The 18,088-nt window shown below is 42.2% G+C and carries 15 protein-coding genes and 1 other RNA gene; all 16 read right to left on the reverse strand.

Annotation, left to right across the window (positions count from 1 at the left end; all coding sequences use genetic code 11):
- Positions 1-53: 53 nt before the first annotated feature.
- The 16 genes from Q4574_RS06235 to Q4574_RS06310 all read right to left on the reverse strand — a co-directional run bounded on the left by Q4574_RS06235 (position 54) and on the right by Q4574_RS06310 (position 18,077).
- Positions 54-2,573: a TonB-dependent receptor gene (locus tag Q4574_RS06235; RefSeq protein ID WP_303472646.1), complete on the reverse strand. Its 2,520-nt coding sequence runs from the start codon at positions 2,571-2,573 to the stop codon at positions 54-56.
- A 165-nt stretch (positions 2,574-2,738) separates the two neighbouring features.
- Positions 2,739-3,893 carry a hypothetical protein gene (locus Q4574_RS06240; protein ID WP_303472648.1) on the reverse strand — a complete coding sequence of 385 codons (1,155 nt, stop codon included), beginning with the start codon at positions 3,891-3,893 and terminating at the stop codon, positions 2,739-2,741.
- The gene (locus Q4574_RS06245) at positions 3,890-4,765 is read right to left on the reverse strand and encodes a hypothetical protein (protein WP_303472650.1); all 876 of its coding nucleotides are present in this window, start codon (positions 4,763-4,765) and stop codon (positions 3,890-3,892) included. Before Q4574_RS06245 ends, Q4574_RS06240 begins: the two co-directional genes overlap by 4 nt.
- A gap of 234 nt (positions 4,766-4,999) precedes the next feature.
- Positions 5,000-5,629, reverse strand: a complete 630-nt coding sequence (locus Q4574_RS06250; RefSeq protein ID WP_303472652.1) for a hypothetical protein — start codon at positions 5,627-5,629, stop codon at positions 5,000-5,002.
- Positions 5,630-5,937: 308 nt separating this feature from the next.
- Entirely contained in the window at positions 5,938-6,399 is a 462-nt protein-coding gene (locus Q4574_RS06255) for a DUF4190 domain-containing protein (RefSeq protein ID WP_303472654.1), read from the reverse strand.
- 144 nt (positions 6,400-6,543) lie between these two features.
- Positions 6,544-6,917, reverse strand: an RNA gene (gene rnpB / locus Q4574_RS06260) — RNase P RNA component class A.
- Between the two features lie 547 nt (positions 6,918-7,464).
- Positions 7,465-8,463, reverse strand: coding sequence for an AgmX/PglI C-terminal domain-containing protein (locus tag Q4574_RS06265; protein WP_303472656.1), 999 nt, complete (start codon positions 8,461-8,463; stop codon positions 7,465-7,467).
- On the reverse strand, positions 8,460-8,990 hold the full coding sequence (locus Q4574_RS06270; RefSeq protein ID WP_303472658.1) for a biopolymer transporter ExbD: 531 nt from the start codon (positions 8,988-8,990) through the stop codon (positions 8,460-8,462). The genes Q4574_RS06265 and Q4574_RS06270 overlap by 4 nt, the downstream gene beginning before the upstream one ends.
- Before the next feature lie 13 nt (positions 8,991-9,003).
- Positions 9,004-9,543, reverse strand: a complete 540-nt coding sequence (locus tag Q4574_RS06275; RefSeq protein WP_303472660.1) for a biopolymer transporter ExbD — start codon at positions 9,541-9,543, stop codon at positions 9,004-9,006.
- 6 nt (positions 9,544-9,549) lie between these two features.
- Positions 9,550-10,203 carry a MotA/TolQ/ExbB proton channel family protein gene (locus Q4574_RS06280; protein WP_303472662.1) on the reverse strand — a complete coding sequence of 218 codons (654 nt, stop codon included), beginning with the start codon at positions 10,201-10,203 and terminating at the stop codon, positions 9,550-9,552.
- Between the two features lie 124 nt (positions 10,204-10,327).
- Positions 10,328-10,672 carry a hypothetical protein gene (locus tag Q4574_RS06285; RefSeq protein ID WP_303472664.1) on the reverse strand — a complete coding sequence of 115 codons (345 nt, stop codon included), beginning with the start codon at positions 10,670-10,672 and terminating at the stop codon, positions 10,328-10,330.
- A complete protein-coding gene (locus tag Q4574_RS06290; RefSeq protein ID WP_303472666.1) occupies positions 10,669-11,487 on the reverse strand; it encodes a M48 family metallopeptidase in 819 nt (272 codons plus the stop codon). The genes Q4574_RS06285 and Q4574_RS06290 overlap by 4 nt, the downstream gene beginning before the upstream one ends.
- On the reverse strand, positions 11,474-14,422 hold the full coding sequence (locus Q4574_RS06295; RefSeq protein ID WP_303472668.1) for a tetratricopeptide repeat protein: 2,949 nt from the start codon (positions 14,420-14,422) through the stop codon (positions 11,474-11,476). The genes Q4574_RS06290 and Q4574_RS06295 overlap by 14 nt, the downstream gene beginning before the upstream one ends.
- Positions 14,419-16,371 carry a hypothetical protein gene (locus Q4574_RS06300; protein WP_303472670.1) on the reverse strand — a complete coding sequence of 651 codons (1,953 nt, stop codon included), beginning with the start codon at positions 16,369-16,371 and terminating at the stop codon, positions 14,419-14,421. Before Q4574_RS06300 ends, Q4574_RS06295 begins: the two co-directional genes overlap by 4 nt.
- Positions 16,372-16,389: 18 nt before the next feature.
- Positions 16,390-16,917 (reverse strand): hypothetical protein, encoded by a 528-nt coding sequence (locus Q4574_RS06305; RefSeq protein WP_303472672.1) that lies wholly within the window; start codon positions 16,915-16,917, stop codon positions 16,390-16,392.
- Between the two features lie 17 nt (positions 16,918-16,934).
- Complete coding sequence (locus Q4574_RS06310; protein WP_303472848.1) at positions 16,935-18,077, reverse strand: DUF3570 domain-containing protein; 1,143 nt, start codon at positions 18,075-18,077, stop codon at positions 16,935-16,937.
- Positions 18,078-18,088 lie beyond the last annotated feature (11 nt).

The following is an 18,088-nucleotide window of genomic DNA, read 5'->3' on the forward strand; positions in this document are numbered from 1 at the left end:
TTGCTCCAATTTGGTCGACAAAAAAGGGCGATTTAACGCCCATTGATGTTGTTTTAGTAGTTAAAACGCACGCCAACAAGGTAGCGTTTACCGTAGCGCTCTACTTGATTAGGCGTAGTTAAATCACCTACATAACGCACATCCAACTCGTCTGTAAGGTTATTGGCGTTGGCATAAATTGACAGCTCACCGCCCATAACATCCCAAGGCAGAGCGTAACTTAGAGATATATCCACACGGGTTTGCGCAGCCCAATATTCCCCCATGGAATCATTTTCCGTGGTGGATAGCCAACTATCTCGATACTGATAGTTCAAACGCGCAGAGAAAGCATCATTTTCATAAAACACTGATGCGTTATAAATTGCCTCTGAAGTGCCAGGTAAGCTGAAAGTCGTGCCGCTTTGCGTGGTGAACTCACTGTCTAAGAAGGTAGCATTTGCGCTCACACCAAAACCTTCTAGCAGGTCTATTTGCATGTCAGATGCTTGAACAATTGCATTGATTTCTAGGCCACTAAGTTTTCCATCTTGACCATTGATAAAGCCGGTGTACTGCCAAGTTTCACCGGCATTGGCGTCAGCATAAACACCGCCATCTATGGCACTACTGTCAGCATATATCACGTTATCGATTTGACGAGTGAACAGCCCTATGGAGAGTAAACTGGCATCAGCTGCATACCATTCCAATGCGATATCCCCTCCCCAAGCCTCTTCGGCTTTCAACGAAGGGTTACCGCCGCTAACTTGCACTGGACTTGAGGTATAATCAATCGATGCCGACGCTCTCCATTCGCCATAAGTTGGACGGCTAATAGCGCTATTTAACGACAGCCTCAATTTTAAATCGTCAGCTAAATTGATGTTAACCAATGCGCTTGGCAGAACATGAATATCATCATCGGAATAACTGCCGTTAGGGCCTGAACTTGTGTAATCAGTTTGCTCAACTCGCATGCCAACAACCCAGTTACCCCAGCTTTTTTCAGTGGTAAGCATGGCGTAAACAGCATTAATTTGTTCTTCAATTGAAATAACCTGATCATCAGATGCCGCTGGCGTTAAGGCGCCTGCTGCTGCCTCCCAGGCTTGTAATAAACCCGGATTGTCGTAATAGCTGGCATTCAAACTATTGGTAAAATCAGTGTCCCACAACTCGCCAGTATCGAAACTAACAATATCAACCTCATCGACCGGGAAGCTGGTTATCCCGTTGCTCATGCCATTGCCCTGTGCTTCACGTTTATTCAAGCTCAAACCGGTATTTAGAACAGAAGCCTGGCCTAGCAGGTTGAGTGAACGTTCTGCGTCGATGCTGATTAGATCCGAGTCGATATCCAAGTTACCAGCCACTATTAAGCCTAAATTTGCGGCATAACTAATGTCTTGAACACTAATAAGATCTGTTGTGCCTGCAGAAAATAAAGAAACCTTTGGATCATTGATATCCGTTAGGTCATAGCTTGCTGCTACTGCACCGCCAACGCTATATGGAATGGGTAAAAAAGTCTCATTGCTGGTTTCAGTGCGATTGTATTTTGCCTCGATAAACCAGTCGCTTAACTGTTTGTCGAATCCTAACGTACTAGTCCAAGTTGAATTCTCATACACACCCTCTTCCAGTAAACGGCTAGCCAACACGACGGGCAAATAGCCGGTATCTCCGGTTGGTGTGGGCGCGTCGATTGCCCCAGCGCCACCAGCAAAATCAAATACATACTGATTACGTTGCTCATGATCGCTAAACTTTGTGTACAGTGTACTTAGATAAACCCGATCCATTCCGCCATTTGGTCGATATTCAATTCTGCCACCTAATGACTCATCTTCTCGTTTGACTTTGTAACTGCGAAAATCAATTTCGTTCAACTGGCGCAGTCCATCAACGTACTCTAAGTCATATTCTCGGTTATCCGTGGTTTGTTCACGACTATTCTTTGAGCCAAATAGGGAGAATCCCCATTCATCTTCGGAGTATGAGGTACGCAAAGAAAATTTCTCTATGTCACCATCACCTAATTGTTGTGTTCCTGCCCCTACATCTGCGGCAACAGACCAGCCTTGCACGTCAAATGGATTAAATGTGCCAATGTTGATAAAACCGGCTATTGCCTCACCAGGCATCTTGGCAGTAATCGCTTTGTTCGCTTCTATACGACTCGTAATCACAGAAGGAAAACTGTCGAAACGGGGAATACGCCCATTTTCTGCACCAGGAATAACGATGCCATCAATAGCGATAGTGGTATAACGAAATGGTGCACCACGGAAATTAATATAGCGCGCTTGACCTTGGTCGCGCTCAATGGCTAAGCCAGGAACCCGCCCTAAAGAATCTGCCAAATTTTGATCAGGAAATCGACCTATAGTATCTGCGGCAACGACATCCACAAAGTTGGTGGCATTGCGCTTAGCATCTATTGCCGCCTTTTGACTATCGCGAATTGGTGAAGCGATGGCAACCACTTCTTCAATGCTATCATCGTCGCTATTTGATTGTGCAAGGGCGCTGAAGGATGAGCTTGTTAAGGCTACAAAAACTGCAGCAGAAACAGGGTTTAAGTATCGCATTTATGATGCTCCGGTTATTTTGACATTAATATGATGGTGTAAACTTGCGGTGCATGCTGGGGGGTTTAGATTGCCAAAATATGACAAAGAGGTTTTTTTAATTTTAGAGACATCTCTAAAATTAAAATCTATATATTTCAACAACTTATAAACATCAAAAATAAACTAATGTATGACTATTTTTGATTTATCAAAGTGTGTTCGATACCAATAACGTTGTGATTTAGCATCTCTGCGCGATTCAAATAAGTAATTTTCAGCTAAATCTTCACCTAAACAATGAAGTAACTCTTCTTTTATTTTGTTTCTATTTTGATCGAGTTTTTTAGAGGTTAAGCCTTGGACTTCCAAATCATTTATGGCTTTGCCGTGCCCACCGTATTGATGCATAAGTTGAATAAGCTCTAATGCCGCCACTTTGTCTGGCCGATTGGTGGCAGGGTTCTTTTGCCAGCCATCTCCTTGCAGACGTTTTTGTGCATACCACAAGAAATAAAAATAAGGCGTTTTGGGAAGTGTTAATGGGAAACCGTGGATTAAAACCAAGTGCTCAGAGGTATTGAACTCAACCACATCCTCGTGAATAGCGATAGTTAATGCCTGATCTTTTTGCTGATAATCTTGACAGATTTTGCAAAACCACCTGACTTGATTATCACTTATATCATCGGGCACGTTTTGCATACACCATTTAACGATAATTTCCATATCATCATCAGTTTGCCCCTGTAAAAATTGAAATATTTGCAGTTGCTCAGTGGAAAATTGAGATAGGCAAAAGCTAAAGTATCCTGCCTTTTTCCTGCTCAGTCCTGATGCTAATAAAGTTTTATACCAATGCTGCTGGTGAGTGGATATGGGGCGAGGTAAATAATGAAAAGTTAATAGCATCAAGGCTGCAAGCAATGCATTTAATCCAAGTAACTGAGGCCATTTAACTTCACAGTCTAAGCTAATGCTAGCAACTAAATCATAAGGTGCAATGAGAATATTTGCATGCATCCACGACTTTTCTAGTTCAGAGGATTGCGTTTGACTATGCACTTCAACCTCAACCCCCCGGCAACGTTTCTGAACTGAAATAATTGAAGAAGGGGAAATATCAACCAGATCGAGTAATAATCGTTCTTCAAGTTGCTGTTTGAAGTCGTAGAACATGTTGTCAGAATAGGTTTTAGTTTGTTTAATTTCTAAAAACGCAGTGTTCAAGTGGCGGTCAAATGACTGTATGGTGGTGTAATTCACCCAAAATACGTTTATAAGAGTGAAACTTATCCATAACAGTAAAAATGCGCCAACGGAAATCACCCACTTTTTCATCCGTCGCAATCCTTCAGATTATGACTCTGCATACTTTGACTCTTCACTTTGACTTGTGTTAATTGATTTTGAGTCAACTGATCAATGAAATGGATATAAGGTTGAATCCCTTTAAATATTTCACACTGAATAGGTTTAGAAATCTGTCTATTAACAAACACATCGCCAATATTGGCATCAGCGGTTATTAAAGACTTGTAGATAGGACCGTCCACCTCTTGCTCAAACCAAGCGCCACTACTAATTAAATCAATTTCGCCAGTTTTAAACCCTTCGTATAATTTATAGGCATTGTCGTAATAACGAAGATCAACTTGTTCAAGGTGCACATTGGCTTGACCTAAAGCTGTCAATGGCAGTAAATAATGGGTATGGCTAACTTTATCGTTTATCACGCCAATACGTTTACCTAAGAGTTGCTGATGAAGCGTATTCTTGAAGGGTTCGTGGCTAAACCAATAAACTTTGTACTGGGTGAAATTAACCCTAGGCTCTAAGAGTTTATATGATGCATCAAACGTTGGTACCAGCCCAGTAAAGGTGTGTTTTCTACCAATTAACAGCGAGAACTCAGTATCAGTAATATCCGCTGCGGTAATGGCATCTCTTGCTTTCCAAGATACAATTACCTTTCCATATTGTTGTTGAATCAACTTGGATTGGCACAATTTTTCAGCAATAGTTTTGATAAATATTGGGGCAGCTAAATGCAGTTTAATACGCTTTTCAAGGGGCGCACCAGTTTCGCAAGCATAGGTAGAATAATTGGAAAGCTTGACATAGGGCGTAGCCTGGCGAGTGAGTATCGCCCCTAAACAAACTATGCACACCATTGAAACTAGCAATGCCAGCGAGTATTGCTTTGTTGACATCGCAGTAAAACACACCAAATAATTTTCTTAATTGCGATGATAATATGACTTTAATATTGCACTTATATGACTTTTAACTTTTTACTGTCATAAACGCCCATTTTGCAGGGCGAGGGTAAAACTCAGAAGTGAAAAGTGGCTATATTCCTTATGCTACTTTTACAGAAGCTTTAAACAATTTCCAAAATTCATATATGAGTTAAGGGGACGGGTCTTGTTACTTTGGCTTTTTTTTTAATCTTCGGATTCAGAGTATTTTTTCGTTAATACATCAGTTTGCCCATGGGAGGTAAAATAGCCACCTTTAGAGCTGATTACCAACTCATTGCTATTGTTAACCACTTCCCTTGCCTCTTTTAAATAGTCAACAAGGGTTTCCTCTGGCATATTTTCCTCCTGATAAACCGCCGCTTGCTCCTTTGCTTTACCCCACTCAACAAATTGAGATAACGTTGAGGTTTGCTTTACTAAACTGTTAAGACGACTGTCACGATCTAGGTACTTTTGCAGAGACTCGGCAGATTGCTCATCCCCTGTTACTGTTAGCCTTTCATTTTCGATACTAATTTGCAGATTATCAACAGAGTCAAATTGTGCAAATAACTGTTCGATTTCTTGATTTAATCGATTCTGATTGAATTGATAGTAGTTTTCGACAGTATTCAAATCTAAATCAATTTCGCCTTTTTCAAGTAACCGCAAGGTCTCTTCAAATTCCTGATTAGCTAATCCACTGTCTAACACTGCTAAGCCACTTTTAATGTCTTGCTTGGCAGTGTTAGCGATATTCTCCAGATCTTGGTTACCTTGGGTTTGATTATCCAAATAATCAAACAAAGAAAGAGGTTGTGTATTGATTTGCATGTTAAAAGTCATTTTAAAACAGGTTACATAGCCAAGAGCTAGCAGAAATAATGCCAACAGAGGTATTTTTCAGTCTTCGGTGAGAGTTATTTCACATGGCGTGTAAATTCTACGCGGGAATTTTTGATTTTAAATTAACCATTCAAAATCAACATGTTAACGTATTAATTTGAAATAAACTTTAGATTGACCAGAAAGCGAATCTTTCCAGGCTTGCGCTACCTTGCATCTTTGCACAAAATGCCAAAACAAAATGGCAAAGTAGAAAGGCTAGCGGCAGAAAATGACGGCAAACCATTGCCTAACCGCTAATAACCTGGCCCTGTTTGTGCAGCCAGTATAATAAAGAAAACAATATTAAGGAGTAGTCCAATATAGCCTAGAAATAATCCCCACCTAGCCATTTTACTGCCAATTAATTTGCCATGACTATGACGTATTCGAGACTGTGCCACGTGACCAAAAATGATAGCCAACAGAGAACTAATAAAAATAAGGGACAATATTCCAAAAATTAAAGATGCCACAGCGCTTTTAGAGCGTTTAACTGCATTGATGGTTTCAGATGCCAATACTATAGCGTTAGGTGCTTTATAAAGTGCTTTAATGTCTTTGGCTTTACCTAAGTGTGCAGCGAATTCAACATGTTGCCCCGGACGCGCAGAATGATTGTATTTCCACTCTCCCATATTAAACGTGAAGCGTTTATTGTCGGCGCAGATGACCCCTTCTTTCGAGTTGGGCTCAAAATCCAGAATTGTTCCTTTCATTGACATTCCTAATATAAAGCGAGTTTAAGATACCGAGGTCGAAATTGATCCGACTAAATGAATTTACCCCATTATTTCAACTAACTCTATAATTTTTATAGGTTTAAAGTAGTAAGTTTATCAATAAGAAGATGTGGAGGGAGGAGTTAGAGCTGGTCATTAAGCCGGGTTCTGTATTTCTCAAAGAGATTAACAATCATTCATCTAGGCCAGCAATCGCTCACTGGCTCAAGCAACCTACCCGGTTCCAATGCGGGCCGCACCATAAGGAACCCTATTTGGTCTTGCTCCGGGTGGAGTTTACCTTGCAACCAACTGTTACCAGTGGCCCGGTGCGCTCTTACCGCACCCTTTCACCCTTACCGGCGCTTGCGCGCTTAGGCGGTATTCTCTCTGCTGCACTTGTCGTCGGCTCACGCCGCCCAGACGTTATCTGGCACCCTGCCCGTTGGAGCCCGGACTTTCCTCCCCCTTGAAAACCCGAAAGTAACAAGGCGGCGATTGTCTTGACCAGCTCTGGCGCGCAGTTTACGTTGATTAATGAATAGATACAATATTTGTCGCCTGCTTTGTATTATCGCGATGAGGTAGATGAGTTGAATTGCAGGTGGGAGCTACACGCAAGCATCATTGATAACACGGTATTTATGCCGTGGAGGTGTGGCCTTAAACGGTATCACTGCAAGCTGTTATCCACGGACTAAAGTCCGTGCTACAGGCTTATATTCAAATGGGAGCTACACGCAAGCATCATTGATAACACGGTATTTATGCCGTGGAGGTGTGGCCTTAAACGGTAACACTGCAAGCTGTTATCCACGGACTAAAGTCCGTGCTACAGGGGCTATATACAAATGGGAGCTACAAGCAAGCATCATTGGCAGCACGGTATTTATGCCGTGGAGGTGTGGCCTTAAACGGTATCACTGCAAGCTGTTATCCACGGACTGAAGTCCGTGCTACAGGGGCTAAATCACTGCAAGCTGTTATCCACGGACTGAAGTCCGTGCTACAGGGGCTAAATACAGGTGGGTGCTACAGCAATCATCATTGGTAACGCGTTAATTAAAAGGGGAAGAAATCTAAGGAATAATCCAAAATGGTGGCAGTCACTTGATCTGCACCGAAATTAATTAATCTAATCCGATTCAGTAGCTTTTCTTCCAATTCTGGATAATCCAATTCACTGGATACCAAAGTGACTTTACTCACAGAACCGTCTGGTGCAATTTCTAAGTTAACAGTAATTTTACCCTGCAAACTTGGATCATCCCTTAAGGCGCGGCGATAAATGGTGTACAAAGCCCCTTTGCTTGCATCAAAGCCTTTACGAATCGACTCGATATCTCGACTTCCTAACACCGTATCTTCGGTCACTAATTCTTTAGCCGCTAGAGACGCTAAGCCTTCATTGGGCGCATCAAACTCTGTAGTCTTTCGACCTTCTAATTGCCCTCTAGCACCTACATCGCTAGATAAAGCACTGGTGTTTAAACCACCACTTTTATCCGCAACCTTTTTTCCCACAAAAGCCCGTTGTTGCTCATTGGTTTTACCGGCACCCTGGATCATTTCGGTATCTGCCAAATTGTTAATATTGGCTTGATCGCGCATACTGTTTAAATCATCGGTAAATTGCAGCAAGCCACTTTGGCTTGCCTTTTCCCTTGCCTGGTTAGCGAGTTCAGCATCAGTCGGTTTTTCAACTTCTACTTTAGGTTTTTCTTGGGGCTTTTCCGCCTTTTTCTCTGGCTTTGGCGGTTCTGGCTCTTCTTTCGGTGGATCTTTTTTCACTTCAGGGATCTCATCCGGAATAGGTTTTGGCGGCTCTATGGGTTTAGGTGGCTCAACTTTTTGTGCTTCAATAATTCGTGTCAGTTGAGGAGGCACTCGCTCTTTCTCTTCCCGCGTTTGCTCGGGTAACTGTTGCAACTTAACGGTTAAGGCCAAAATGAGGGTAATCCCTAAAGCCCCTAAGGTTAGTTTATTAAAAAACGTATTTTCTTGTTCGCTGGAAGACCAAGGCAACTGACTTCTAAATGGATTTTGACTTAGGGTGCTCATTGCTCCCCCTGTGCAGGTAGTTTCTGCTCCACTGCCAAAGAAATATTGGTGTAGCCAGCTTGCGCACATGTTTGCATTATTTTTTTAAGCAAACTATAGGGTATGGCTTGATCGCCCATAATTGTAATAGCCCGTGCAATCTCGTTAGGATCCTCTTCTTCATTAGGCTCGACGGCAATAATTTTTGTACGATTCTTTTGATAAGTGAGTTCTTTTTCTAAAGCAGGAATAATATCCTCTGGCTGCGACATAACCTGGGCAACATCAGCCATTTTTTGACCTTGCAATAAAATATGCTCAGCATTAACCAACAATACTAACGTCTCCTGTGCCGCGGTATCAGCATTAGATTCAGGTAACTTAACACTTTTGTCTGTTTGTAAAACCTGTACATCTGATGCATTAAACATTAGGAAAAACACCAGTATGGTGAAAATATCCATTAATGACACTAAACTCAGTTTTGAGGTTTGCGCCATACGTTTGTGATGTCTCTCCATACGAGAGGCGCGTACTGATTTTTTCATCGCTTATCCTCTGCTATGGGGTTTGGTTAGATGGATTCGATGGGATTTCGATTGGCGCATCACCCAAAGAAATTTGCGGAAACAGTTCAGCCTGTACCACAGACGCCACCACCACTTCGTCATAAGAACGAGTGGTATCCATCAAGGCTACAATCACCTGATAAGGAATATCTTGCTCTAGTAATAGCGTGGCCTGATTTTTTTCTAATTGTTGATTTTTAAGTGTTTGTTTAATTTGCTTTAATACGTATTGCAAGGCTTCATAATCGTACTCTTGCTCAACATTCGGTATTGTTTTCACCAAATAGCCTTGCGGATAAAACACTTCGAGCCCCGTCTGACGCACAATAATTTCCAACTGTTTGTCTTTTTCATCCAAATCAGATTGCTCAGATGCTTCACCAAGCTCTGGTAATGTGAGCTCTACCACAGTGATCCGTGAAAATACCATCATCATCAGCAACACTGGCACTAACACTATCATCAAGTTCATAAAAGACGTGATATCTAGTTCAGCATCCTGCTTTTGCAGACGTTTTTTTCTGCCCAACATCTGAAATTAATCCGTATCACGAGAACGACTAGAAATTGCTTGGCGCCCCATCAGCGTGTTCAAACATTTCACCCCGGCCATTTCCATACTATCGATAATCTCGGTGGTTTTGGTTTGTAATATGGAGTGACAAGCTAGCAACGGAATAGCCGCAATCAATCCAAATGCGGTGGTATTCATAGCGACTGAGATACTTTGTGAAAGCAAGCTCGCCTTCTCAGATGGGTCGGCAGTTGCAACTGCGGAAAACGCGGCAATTAAGCCGATAATGGTTCCCAACAAACCTAACAAGGTGGAGATATTTGCCAATGTGGCTAGGTAAGCGGTGCGCTTTTCCAAACGCGGAGTGGTCTCCATCAAACCTTCCTCCATGGCATATTCAATATCTTCACGACGCTGGCTTAAAGACATTCTGGCAATACCAGCACCAATAATGCGACTTATGGGGGCACGGTTCGACTTACCGAAGGTTAAAATACCTTCGTAGTTAGCCGATTCCAACATAGGTTCAATTAATTTAAATGCTTTTTGATTGGTTTTTTTAGCATTGCTTAAAAACACGTAGCGCTCAATTGCGATAGCGACGCCTAATGCCAGAACCACAGCAATGGGAAACATAAAGGAACCACCTTCTTGAAAGAAGCGAACTATAATATCCATAAATTTACCTTAATTTTGCAATACCGACAGTCTACGTGTTACTGCCTGACTTTAGCGTATGGGATTAACCACACAGTTAATACATTTAATAACTTTTCTGCTTAGGTGTTAAGCCGTTACGTTTTTATTTTTTACCCTTTGCTCGTTCAAAGTGCGTTACTTTTCGGGAAAACTCTTCACGGTCGATGGGCACAAAGTCCTGCTCTATTCGTTTAACAAATGGGCTTGGTAGGGATGCCTTATCTCGTGGAGGTTGCCAAGGTACAATAGACAACACTCTTGGTTGTTCCCTATTTCCACGAATAGTATCTTGGATCAGTATTTTACCGTTTACTTCAGTCACTTTTTGCGTTTTTTGTGTGTTAGTTTGATTAGAATCGGAAACTGGCTGCTCAGATTGTGCCATCACACTAACAGAACTAAAAATAGTAATGAATGAAAAGCTTATCATGGCTAAGACAATTTTCATTGGTTAACTCCATTTTGAGTTTTTGCTAACTGTCGCTTCAAGTCTGCAATCCATCCCCTAACTTGTCGTTTAGGTTTATTTTGAAATGCTTGGTAAAGCTCATAGTTTTCAAGGGCCAGTTGCTTTTTATCTAAATACAAATCATACAATATACCCAAATTTAAATACGCATTGTCATAAGCAGGATAACTCTGAATTGCATACAAATAGTGTTGTTCTGCTTGTTTGAACTCACCCATTTCTCGAAACACTTTGGCTAAACGATTGTGAGCAAAATAGTTGTGTTGATTTAAACTAAGTGCTTTTTGATAATCGTCCTTAGCGGCCACTAAATAGGCTTGTTTTTGTTGCAGATCAGTATTTTTACTATCTGCAAATTGTTGCATGTTTAGATCCCCAAGCTGTACCCAGGGACCAGATAAAGAAGGCTCTTCAACAATTAACGCTTGTAACAACTGCTCGGCTAATTTGAGGTTTCCAGAACGCTTGGCAGCGAGGGCTTGGTCGAACTGGTATTTGACTGCTGCGGTTACTGGCGTTGAACCCGATAGATATAGGTTCGGTTGTGATCTGAGCGCTAACAGCTTGGCCTGCATCGGATCCAATGGGACGACCTCAGGCTCGTTAGTAGCGGCACTATCTTGTTGGTCAGTCTCAATTTCTGCTGATCTAGTTTCGGATGTTTCTTGGGTGCTAAACAAACTGTCCATGCTAGCGCAACCTGACAACCCCAACATCAGTGCAACGCAGACATAAACACGCCAACCTTGAAACAGTAATTGAGCATATGTTGACTGAGAGTTAGAAGATCCCATTATTGGCCTCCGACAACTGTTCTTGTTTATTGTAGCGGCCAGGCAACAACTCACTTAGGGCATCAAAGCTTTCTTTTACCCAACGATCATACACACCTTGCCAAGTTCGCTGGATATTGGCTTCATGAATATTAATAGCCTGTTCTTCAAATGGATAAGCTTGTTCTTCTAGCAGTATATTGTATTGCTCCAATTCTAGCGCGGACAACCCCTTAGGTCGTTCTGAATCCATTAAATCCCGGGCGAGCTGTCCATATATTTCACCAATTTTAAAATTGGCGACTGTACTAAATTCCGCAATTTTATATTCTAAGGTTGCATTTAGGGCCGACAGAGCTTCATCTAAAACCTGACGCTTTTTATTTAAGCTTTTATTTAATGGTAAAGATAATTTCACCCGATTGAACGCTTGTACTCTATCTTCAGCGAAAACCATTGAAGCCATTGCCGCTAAATAACGAGAACGGTCAGTGCGATCAACACTGGCCTGTGCATCTCCTTGAATGAGCTTTTTGAGCCAAAAGCGACGCTTGCTCGGTTCATTACTTTGCAGGTAAAACTCACTCATCTGAAAACGTGCTTCGGTGACTTCATCAAATGGTAATGGATAGCGATGGGCGTAGGTACGGTACGTATCAAGAGCAGAGTCCCGCTGCTCGGCTTTGTGATAATATTGAGCGGCAATATACAAAGCTTCACGCCCTTCTTCTGAATCTGGGTTGGCTTGCCATAACTGTTTTAACTCGTCTGCAGCTGGCAACCAATTTTGGTTTTGTTGATAAGCGAATATCAATTTTTCTTGGATATTTTCGGCCAAAGGATGGGACGCAAAGCGTACTCTGAAATCTTCAAGCAAACCTATGGCTTCAGGCCACTGCTGCATTTCCATTAAATAGGTAGCGGCATCATATTGCGCATTGACCCGCGCACTACTTGTGGGGGTTTTAGCAATCACCCTCAAAAAATCTTCAATTGCCAAAGCAAGGTATTGTTTGCCTAAATTAGCTTCTGCCTGCTTATAAATACTTGCTGCCAATCGTTCCAGCATATCGTTATATCTGGGATCATCTTGGGTTAACTGGGCTAAAATTTGCTCATAACTTAATTCGGCTTGCTGATATTGCTGGAGAGCAAACTCACTATGGGCAATTACCAACTGCCCCGCCATTTTACGTTCGGGATTGACCTCGGGCTGCCAAGCCAGAATCGTTTCAGCACTTCTAATTGCAGGTAAATAACGTTGCAGGTCAAACTGCTGCTGCATGGTGTCATACTGCACATCAACGGCTCTGGGATCAGCGCCAAAGCGATTCACAAACTGTTGCTGGCTGGCGAGTTGTTCATCTTGCCACTGTTGTTGCAAGCTGGCATCGGTTAGACCTTCTCGCAGCGCCCTGAACGCCAAAATGGCCGCATATCCGGCCTCTGCAGCTTTGGGTTCGTTGAGGTACTCATAGGCATAGCGTTCATACGCAACAATTGCTTGTTGATAGTTTTGCGCTTCAAATAAACTTTCTGCCAAGTTAAAGGTTATTTGCGGCGTTAAGTCATCATAGGGAAAGGTTTCAATAAACTCGCGATAAAGGCTGGCAGCCTTGGCATAAGCCACCTGTGCTTTTTGACGATTATCTGCAACTTTATCTAACTGTTCTTGGGTGGGTTGATTAACCGCCTTAGTTAGTAACTGAGCTTTACTGTGCTCATACTGTGCAAGCTCTTGAATATATTTTTTTAGAAAGGGCTTCACATCTTCTTGAATCAACTGTCCCCATTCCTGCCAAAAAGGCCCGTTAATCCCATACTGGTCAACAAAATCTTGTTTGGCTGGCAACACTAAGGTGGGAAATTCACCGAGGATATAAGCATCAATTTGTTTCACCGCGAAGACCGGAGCTTGATTATGTTCAGGATGTACGTCGGTAAAACCGCGATAAACCAATGCACTGTCTCGAAACCGATCTTCATTTAAAAACTGTTGGCCTAAACGATCATATAGTAAATTCTCATAGTGACGCTCCCCTACTTGCTGATAGAAGGTTTTTACACTTTGTTCAGCACCTTGATAGGAAAACAACAACGCCATAATACGGATACTGTCATTGACTAAACGCTTCTCGCCTACTGGCAACCTTTCTAGTTGTTGCTGCGCATTTAACTGTCTTAACATCTGCGAATCAATCACACTATTGGGTAGCTTTTGGTCAAGCAACTGGGTAAAGGCTATCAACGCATCCTCATACAATTCCAGCTTAAAATAACTCCAGCCCAGCATATATGCAGCGGTCATAAAATAATCAGTATTCGGTCCTTGATCAAGGACGGTTTGATAGGCTTGGATAGCGCTGACATAATCTTGGTTATTGAATAGGATTTCACCTCGTCTAAACTGTAATTCAGCCAAATAAAGTGTATTCGGATATTGTCTCAGGAGCTCATCAATAACGTCCAAGCTCTGCTGGGACTCACCTTGTAAATCATGGGCTTTGGCCAGTTGATACAGTACTTCTGCATTTTCCCTCTGCTGTGGATGACGCTCCAAAATAGATTGGTACTGAGCAATCGCTAAGTCGTATACGCCTCTGTCTAACGGGGAAGCGCCAACCTCTTGTTGCTGCTCTGCAAGCAAGACTTCTAAATCAGCCAAACGATACTGAACAATTTTAATGGTTTCTTGATCATCCACAATTTCAAGTAAATTGACATAAGCATCGCGTAAGGTCTTCAGCCCCTGATCTGGCAAAGGATCATGATTCAAGGAAACGGGTTCGAAATACAACTCTCCCAGGGTCTTACGCTTTTCCACAGGATTGCTTGCGGGCGGTTCGTCAAACAACCCAGCGCATGCTGCTAAGAAAAAACTCCCCAAGACGACAATAAACGAGCGCAAGGTTGTGAGTGAAAACAAGGACATTAGCTGACAAACAGGATGGCTCATTGTTTGGCTCCCTGTCTATCGGCTTCAGCTTTTCTGAAGGCCTTGTCATTGAGTCTGACAATGGCCAACTGAGCTTGCAGTTCATAATTCTCTAATTGGTCGATTTGTTGTTGTATTTGTTCCTTAAATAATGCATTTAAACTGGCTAACTGTTGAGTTTGTATTCTGTGAGTCTGTTGTTGCTGTAACTCAAGAGTTTGTTGAAGCTCCGCAATTCTTTGACGTTGTGCTGGGTATTCAGGTGTCTTGTTTAATTGTGCAATAAGCTGATTTTGCTGTTGAGCCGTTTGTGCAATTAGCTCGTCTACTTCATTTAACATTTTCTGTGCTTGCCAACGCCGTGTTGAATAAGATTCAGAGGCATTCCAGAGCATAATCCCTTCTAACCGTTTTAAGCGCGCAACATAGCGGGGTTTTAACGGTTTCTTATTTAATCTCAACCAGGCTTCACTGATTTCTTTGTGTCGTTGCTTAGCCCGTTCTAGCCGAGATTGCCATTCCAATTCTTGTTCATCGGATAAAATTCGCGGTTCATCTTCTGCGTTGATTAACCTAGTGTGCAATTGCTCCCGTAGACCTTGATATTGTTGCAATTTAGATAATAAATCACTTTGTTTAAGGGTCTGCTGTCTTGACTGTGCTTCCTTTTCGCGCTCGTCTAACATTAAACTGAATGTATTAAGCTGCTGTTGCCATCTATCAAATCGACTTTGTAATCCTAAACTTTCTTCAAGCCAGCTCATTTGATTTCGAAACTCGCTGCTGAGCATGATCGACGATAAGTGGGCCGGTATTTGCTCAGACCAGTCAGCGGTATTAGCTAACTGAATAAAATACTGATCATTAATTTCCTGTTGATTTGCACGCAGCATTTGCTTTTCAGAGGCAAAGCGTTGCAATCCTCGCTGCAAATTTTCTAATGCCTGTGTGGGGGCAAATGCTTGTTCAAACGCATAAGCTGAAGCTAAATATGACTCCATTACATATTCGTTACTGCGAGGTTGTTGTTGCAGACGCTGCCATGCTGATAAGGCAATTTGATATTCTTCTCTTTGCGCTGCCGCCCATCCGTAACCAAGTAATGCGGAATCTGAGTCTAAGCTACCAAGGCGCACACGGTTAAATGCGTCTAATGCCTCCAATGCTTGCTGATTTTTAAGATGGGCATAGCCAATAGTGAGGTTAGCTCTGTCTCGAAGTGCATCGGTTTCAGTTTGATCTACAACCGTCAATGGCGACCACCAGCCGCCCAAAAAACTATCCAAAAAACTCTTATCAGCTAAGCCTACTTGCTCTAAGGTCTGGACCCCTTCGGCATATTGATTAGATTGCAATTGATGCAAGCCTTGATTGTAAATCACGTACTGACGATAAACCGAGTCTTCAGATAACTCGTCTAACCAATAACTATTGTCCCGTGCGGCGGTAATAGATTGGGTGATCTGCCAATTAAAAAGTTGGCTTTGCATATACAACCACTGGTCTTTGTCTAATGTATGCAAATACTCATCTGCGTTATCAATGGTGATTTTGTTTAAAATATTGGCGGACGCTTGGTATTGCTGTTTCTCAAACAAAGATTTGCCTAAAAGAAACCAGCTTTGGGTTTGGGTTTCTAACGGGGCGGCAGTAGTTAATAACCGACTAAAGATATCAGCAGCTTGGTCATCTAAACCATAGGCTAGGCTGATTCCGCCCTTGAGTAGATAGGGGTCAACCCCTGGTTGGCTAATACTGGATAAGGAATCTGGACAGGCCTGCTGGAGAATTTCGAACTGGGTTAATGCCTGATAAAAATCGTGTTGAAAATAGTAGTATAAGACTTCTTGATAGGCTTTATCGGCTATCCCTGTCTCGCATTTTTGCGCCGCCACAATAGGACTACTATACAGTAGCCAAGCACATACTGATAGCGAAGCATTTAGTCGATTTAGATAGGGTTTAAGCATCTGCCAAAATTCCTGTCACTAAAGCTCTACCACGTTGAATTCAGGTTGTTGGCTACCGGTAGCGTCATTGATAGTTAATTCTAACGCTTTAGCATCACTGTCTTTATTAAAGTTGAAGCTAGTTGCACGCTTGTATTCTCTGCCTTCAGGCCCTAATCCAATGAAAAACGCACTAATTTGATGCTCCCCTTGGGCCAAATTGCCAATATGTAAACGTTGCACACCGCCACGATAAAGGGCATCGACTTGGCGGTCTGTGTAAAGATACTCGGTGACGACTTTGTCATCAATTTTTAGCTCTACAGCATCTAACTTAAAATAAGTACCTACATCTACAGAAAGATAAACGACCACCTGAGTGCTCGACGGGAAAAGTAAATCTTCTTCAAGTACGAATAAATCGCGATTAAGGGCAATGACTTCTTTTCTCAATTGCTGTAATTGTTTTGCCACCGTTTGCTGTTCATCGCCACCGGCTTGTTGTGCATTGCTATGCCACGCAGTGGCGCACAACACAATTGTTAGGATAAAAGTGCGTAGTTTCATCGGTATCATCTCGTCGCCTAGTACCAAAATGACACATATAAACGTGTCACATTAGCGGAAAATTCAAACAAAGGCTCTTCCCCAACGGGTGCATCAGCCAAAACATTTCTAAAATCATCATACTGAAAGCGCAAATGATCTAATTCGTAATTTAAGGTACCTTTTTTCAACCAAGAACTCGGAGAAAACTGATATTCGTAGGTCACGCTCAATCCAATAGAAGTATTTTTGAATGAACTCATTTCTTTATCCCGGGCACGATAGTTAAATTCAGCACTGCGAGAAAATAAATCTTGATAAAAATCGGCGTTGTCTTGTTGATACTGTCGAACCCGTAAATCTAAAATCCAGTCATCCCCAAAGGTGTGGATGTAGCCAAGTTTATAGGTATTGGCATCGATTCCCCAGGTATCGGAAAATACCCTCACTTCACCGTAGATACTGGCGCGATAAGCTAAATAGTAATTTAGGTTGATTGCAGCCGCGTTACTGGTGCGGGTATTTGGATAGACCTCAGTTTCAAAACGATATCCTCGATCTGCTGTGGGATCAACATATCGAACCGAACGATAGGGATTATTTAGATAACCTTCATCTGAAATGTTTTCGAAATTAATACCAACAATCATGTTTTTTGTGAGTACTTGTGTGAGGCCAAATTGAAATTGTTGACGCTCGGCTTCTTCAAAAAAATTCTCATCGCCCCGTTTACCTACCTCGTCCCAGCCTTTTGAATAGCCCATACTTAAGGTAGTAAGATCGCCGAAAAAGTCTTGAGATATACCGAAATGCACCGAACGGGCTTCAAAATCGTTTTCTGAACTGCTGGTAAAATTAACATTCATTAAGGTTTTATTATGCAAGAAATCGACACCCACACTATGTTCAGTACGTTCTTCCTCGTAAGGACTGGCTGTGGCTAAGACGTCAATGGACGCGCCGGAAATCATATCGACATAATAGTTAGCAGAAACCGACACCTTATTGCCAATTTGTTTACGCACTAAAACCGATGGTCCATCAATGGACATACCGTCACCTTCATAGGAATGATACATCACATCAGCGCGCTCTTGGGGTAACACAGCACTGAAAGTGCTAAATGAAACCATTAGCAATAGCGAGATTAGAATGAATAAGGCTAATTTGGATTGGTTCATGGTCATTTGCG

Source organism: Aliiglaciecola sp. 3_MG-2023 (assembly GCF_030548205.1).
Lineage (GTDB): Bacteria > Pseudomonadota > Gammaproteobacteria > Enterobacterales > Alteromonadaceae > Aliiglaciecola.

Excerpts from the sequence above, each read along its gene's own strand:
- Q4574_RS06235 (WP_303472646.1), bottom strand. The coding sequence starts at position 2,573 with ATGCGATACTTAAACCCTGTTTCTGCTGCAGTTTTTGTAGCCTTAACA.
- Q4574_RS06290 (WP_303472666.1), bottom strand. The coding sequence starts at position 11,487 with ATGGGATCTTCTAACTCTCAGTCAACATATGCTCAATTACTGTTTCAA.
- Q4574_RS06270 (WP_303472658.1), bottom strand. The coding sequence starts at position 8,990 with ATGAAAAAATCAGTACGCGCCTCTCGTATGGAGAGACATCACAAACGT.
- Q4574_RS06275 (WP_303472660.1), bottom strand. The coding sequence starts at position 9,543 with ATGTTGGGCAGAAAAAAACGTCTGCAAAAGCAGGATGCTGAACTAGAT.
- Q4574_RS06240 (WP_303472648.1), bottom strand. The coding sequence starts at position 3,893 with ATGAAAAAGTGGGTGATTTCCGTTGGCGCATTTTTACTGTTATGGATA.
- Q4574_RS06250 (WP_303472652.1), bottom strand. The coding sequence starts at position 5,629 with ATGCAAATCAATACACAACCTCTTTCTTTGTTTGATTATTTGGATAAT.
- Q4574_RS06305 (WP_303472672.1), bottom strand. The coding sequence starts at position 16,917 with ATGAAACTACGCACTTTTATCCTAACAATTGTGTTGTGCGCCACTGCG.
- Q4574_RS06300 (WP_303472670.1), bottom strand. The coding sequence starts at position 16,371 with ATGCTTAAACCCTATCTAAATCGACTAAATGCTTCGCTATCAGTATGT.
- Q4574_RS06265 (WP_303472656.1), bottom strand. The coding sequence starts at position 8,463 with ATGAGCACCCTAAGTCAAAATCCATTTAGAAGTCAGTTGCCTTGGTCT.
- Q4574_RS06310 (WP_303472848.1), bottom strand. The coding sequence starts at position 18,077 with ATGAACCAATCCAAATTAGCCTTATTCATTCTAATCTCGCTATTGCTA.
- Q4574_RS06285 (WP_303472664.1), bottom strand. The coding sequence starts at position 10,672 with ATGAAAATTGTCTTAGCCATGATAAGCTTTTCATTCATTACTATTTTT.
- Q4574_RS06255 (WP_303472654.1), bottom strand. The coding sequence starts at position 6,399 with ATGAAAGGAACAATTCTGGATTTTGAGCCCAACTCGAAAGAAGGGGTC.
- Q4574_RS06245 (WP_303472650.1), bottom strand. The coding sequence starts at position 4,765 with ATGTCAACAAAGCAATACTCGCTGGCATTGCTAGTTTCAATGGTGTGC.
- Q4574_RS06295 (WP_303472668.1), bottom strand. The coding sequence starts at position 14,422 with ATGAGCCATCCTGTTTGTCAGCTAATGTCCTTGTTTTCACTCACAACC.
- Q4574_RS06280 (WP_303472662.1), bottom strand. The coding sequence starts at position 10,203 with ATGGATATTATAGTTCGCTTCTTTCAAGAAGGTGGTTCCTTTATGTTT.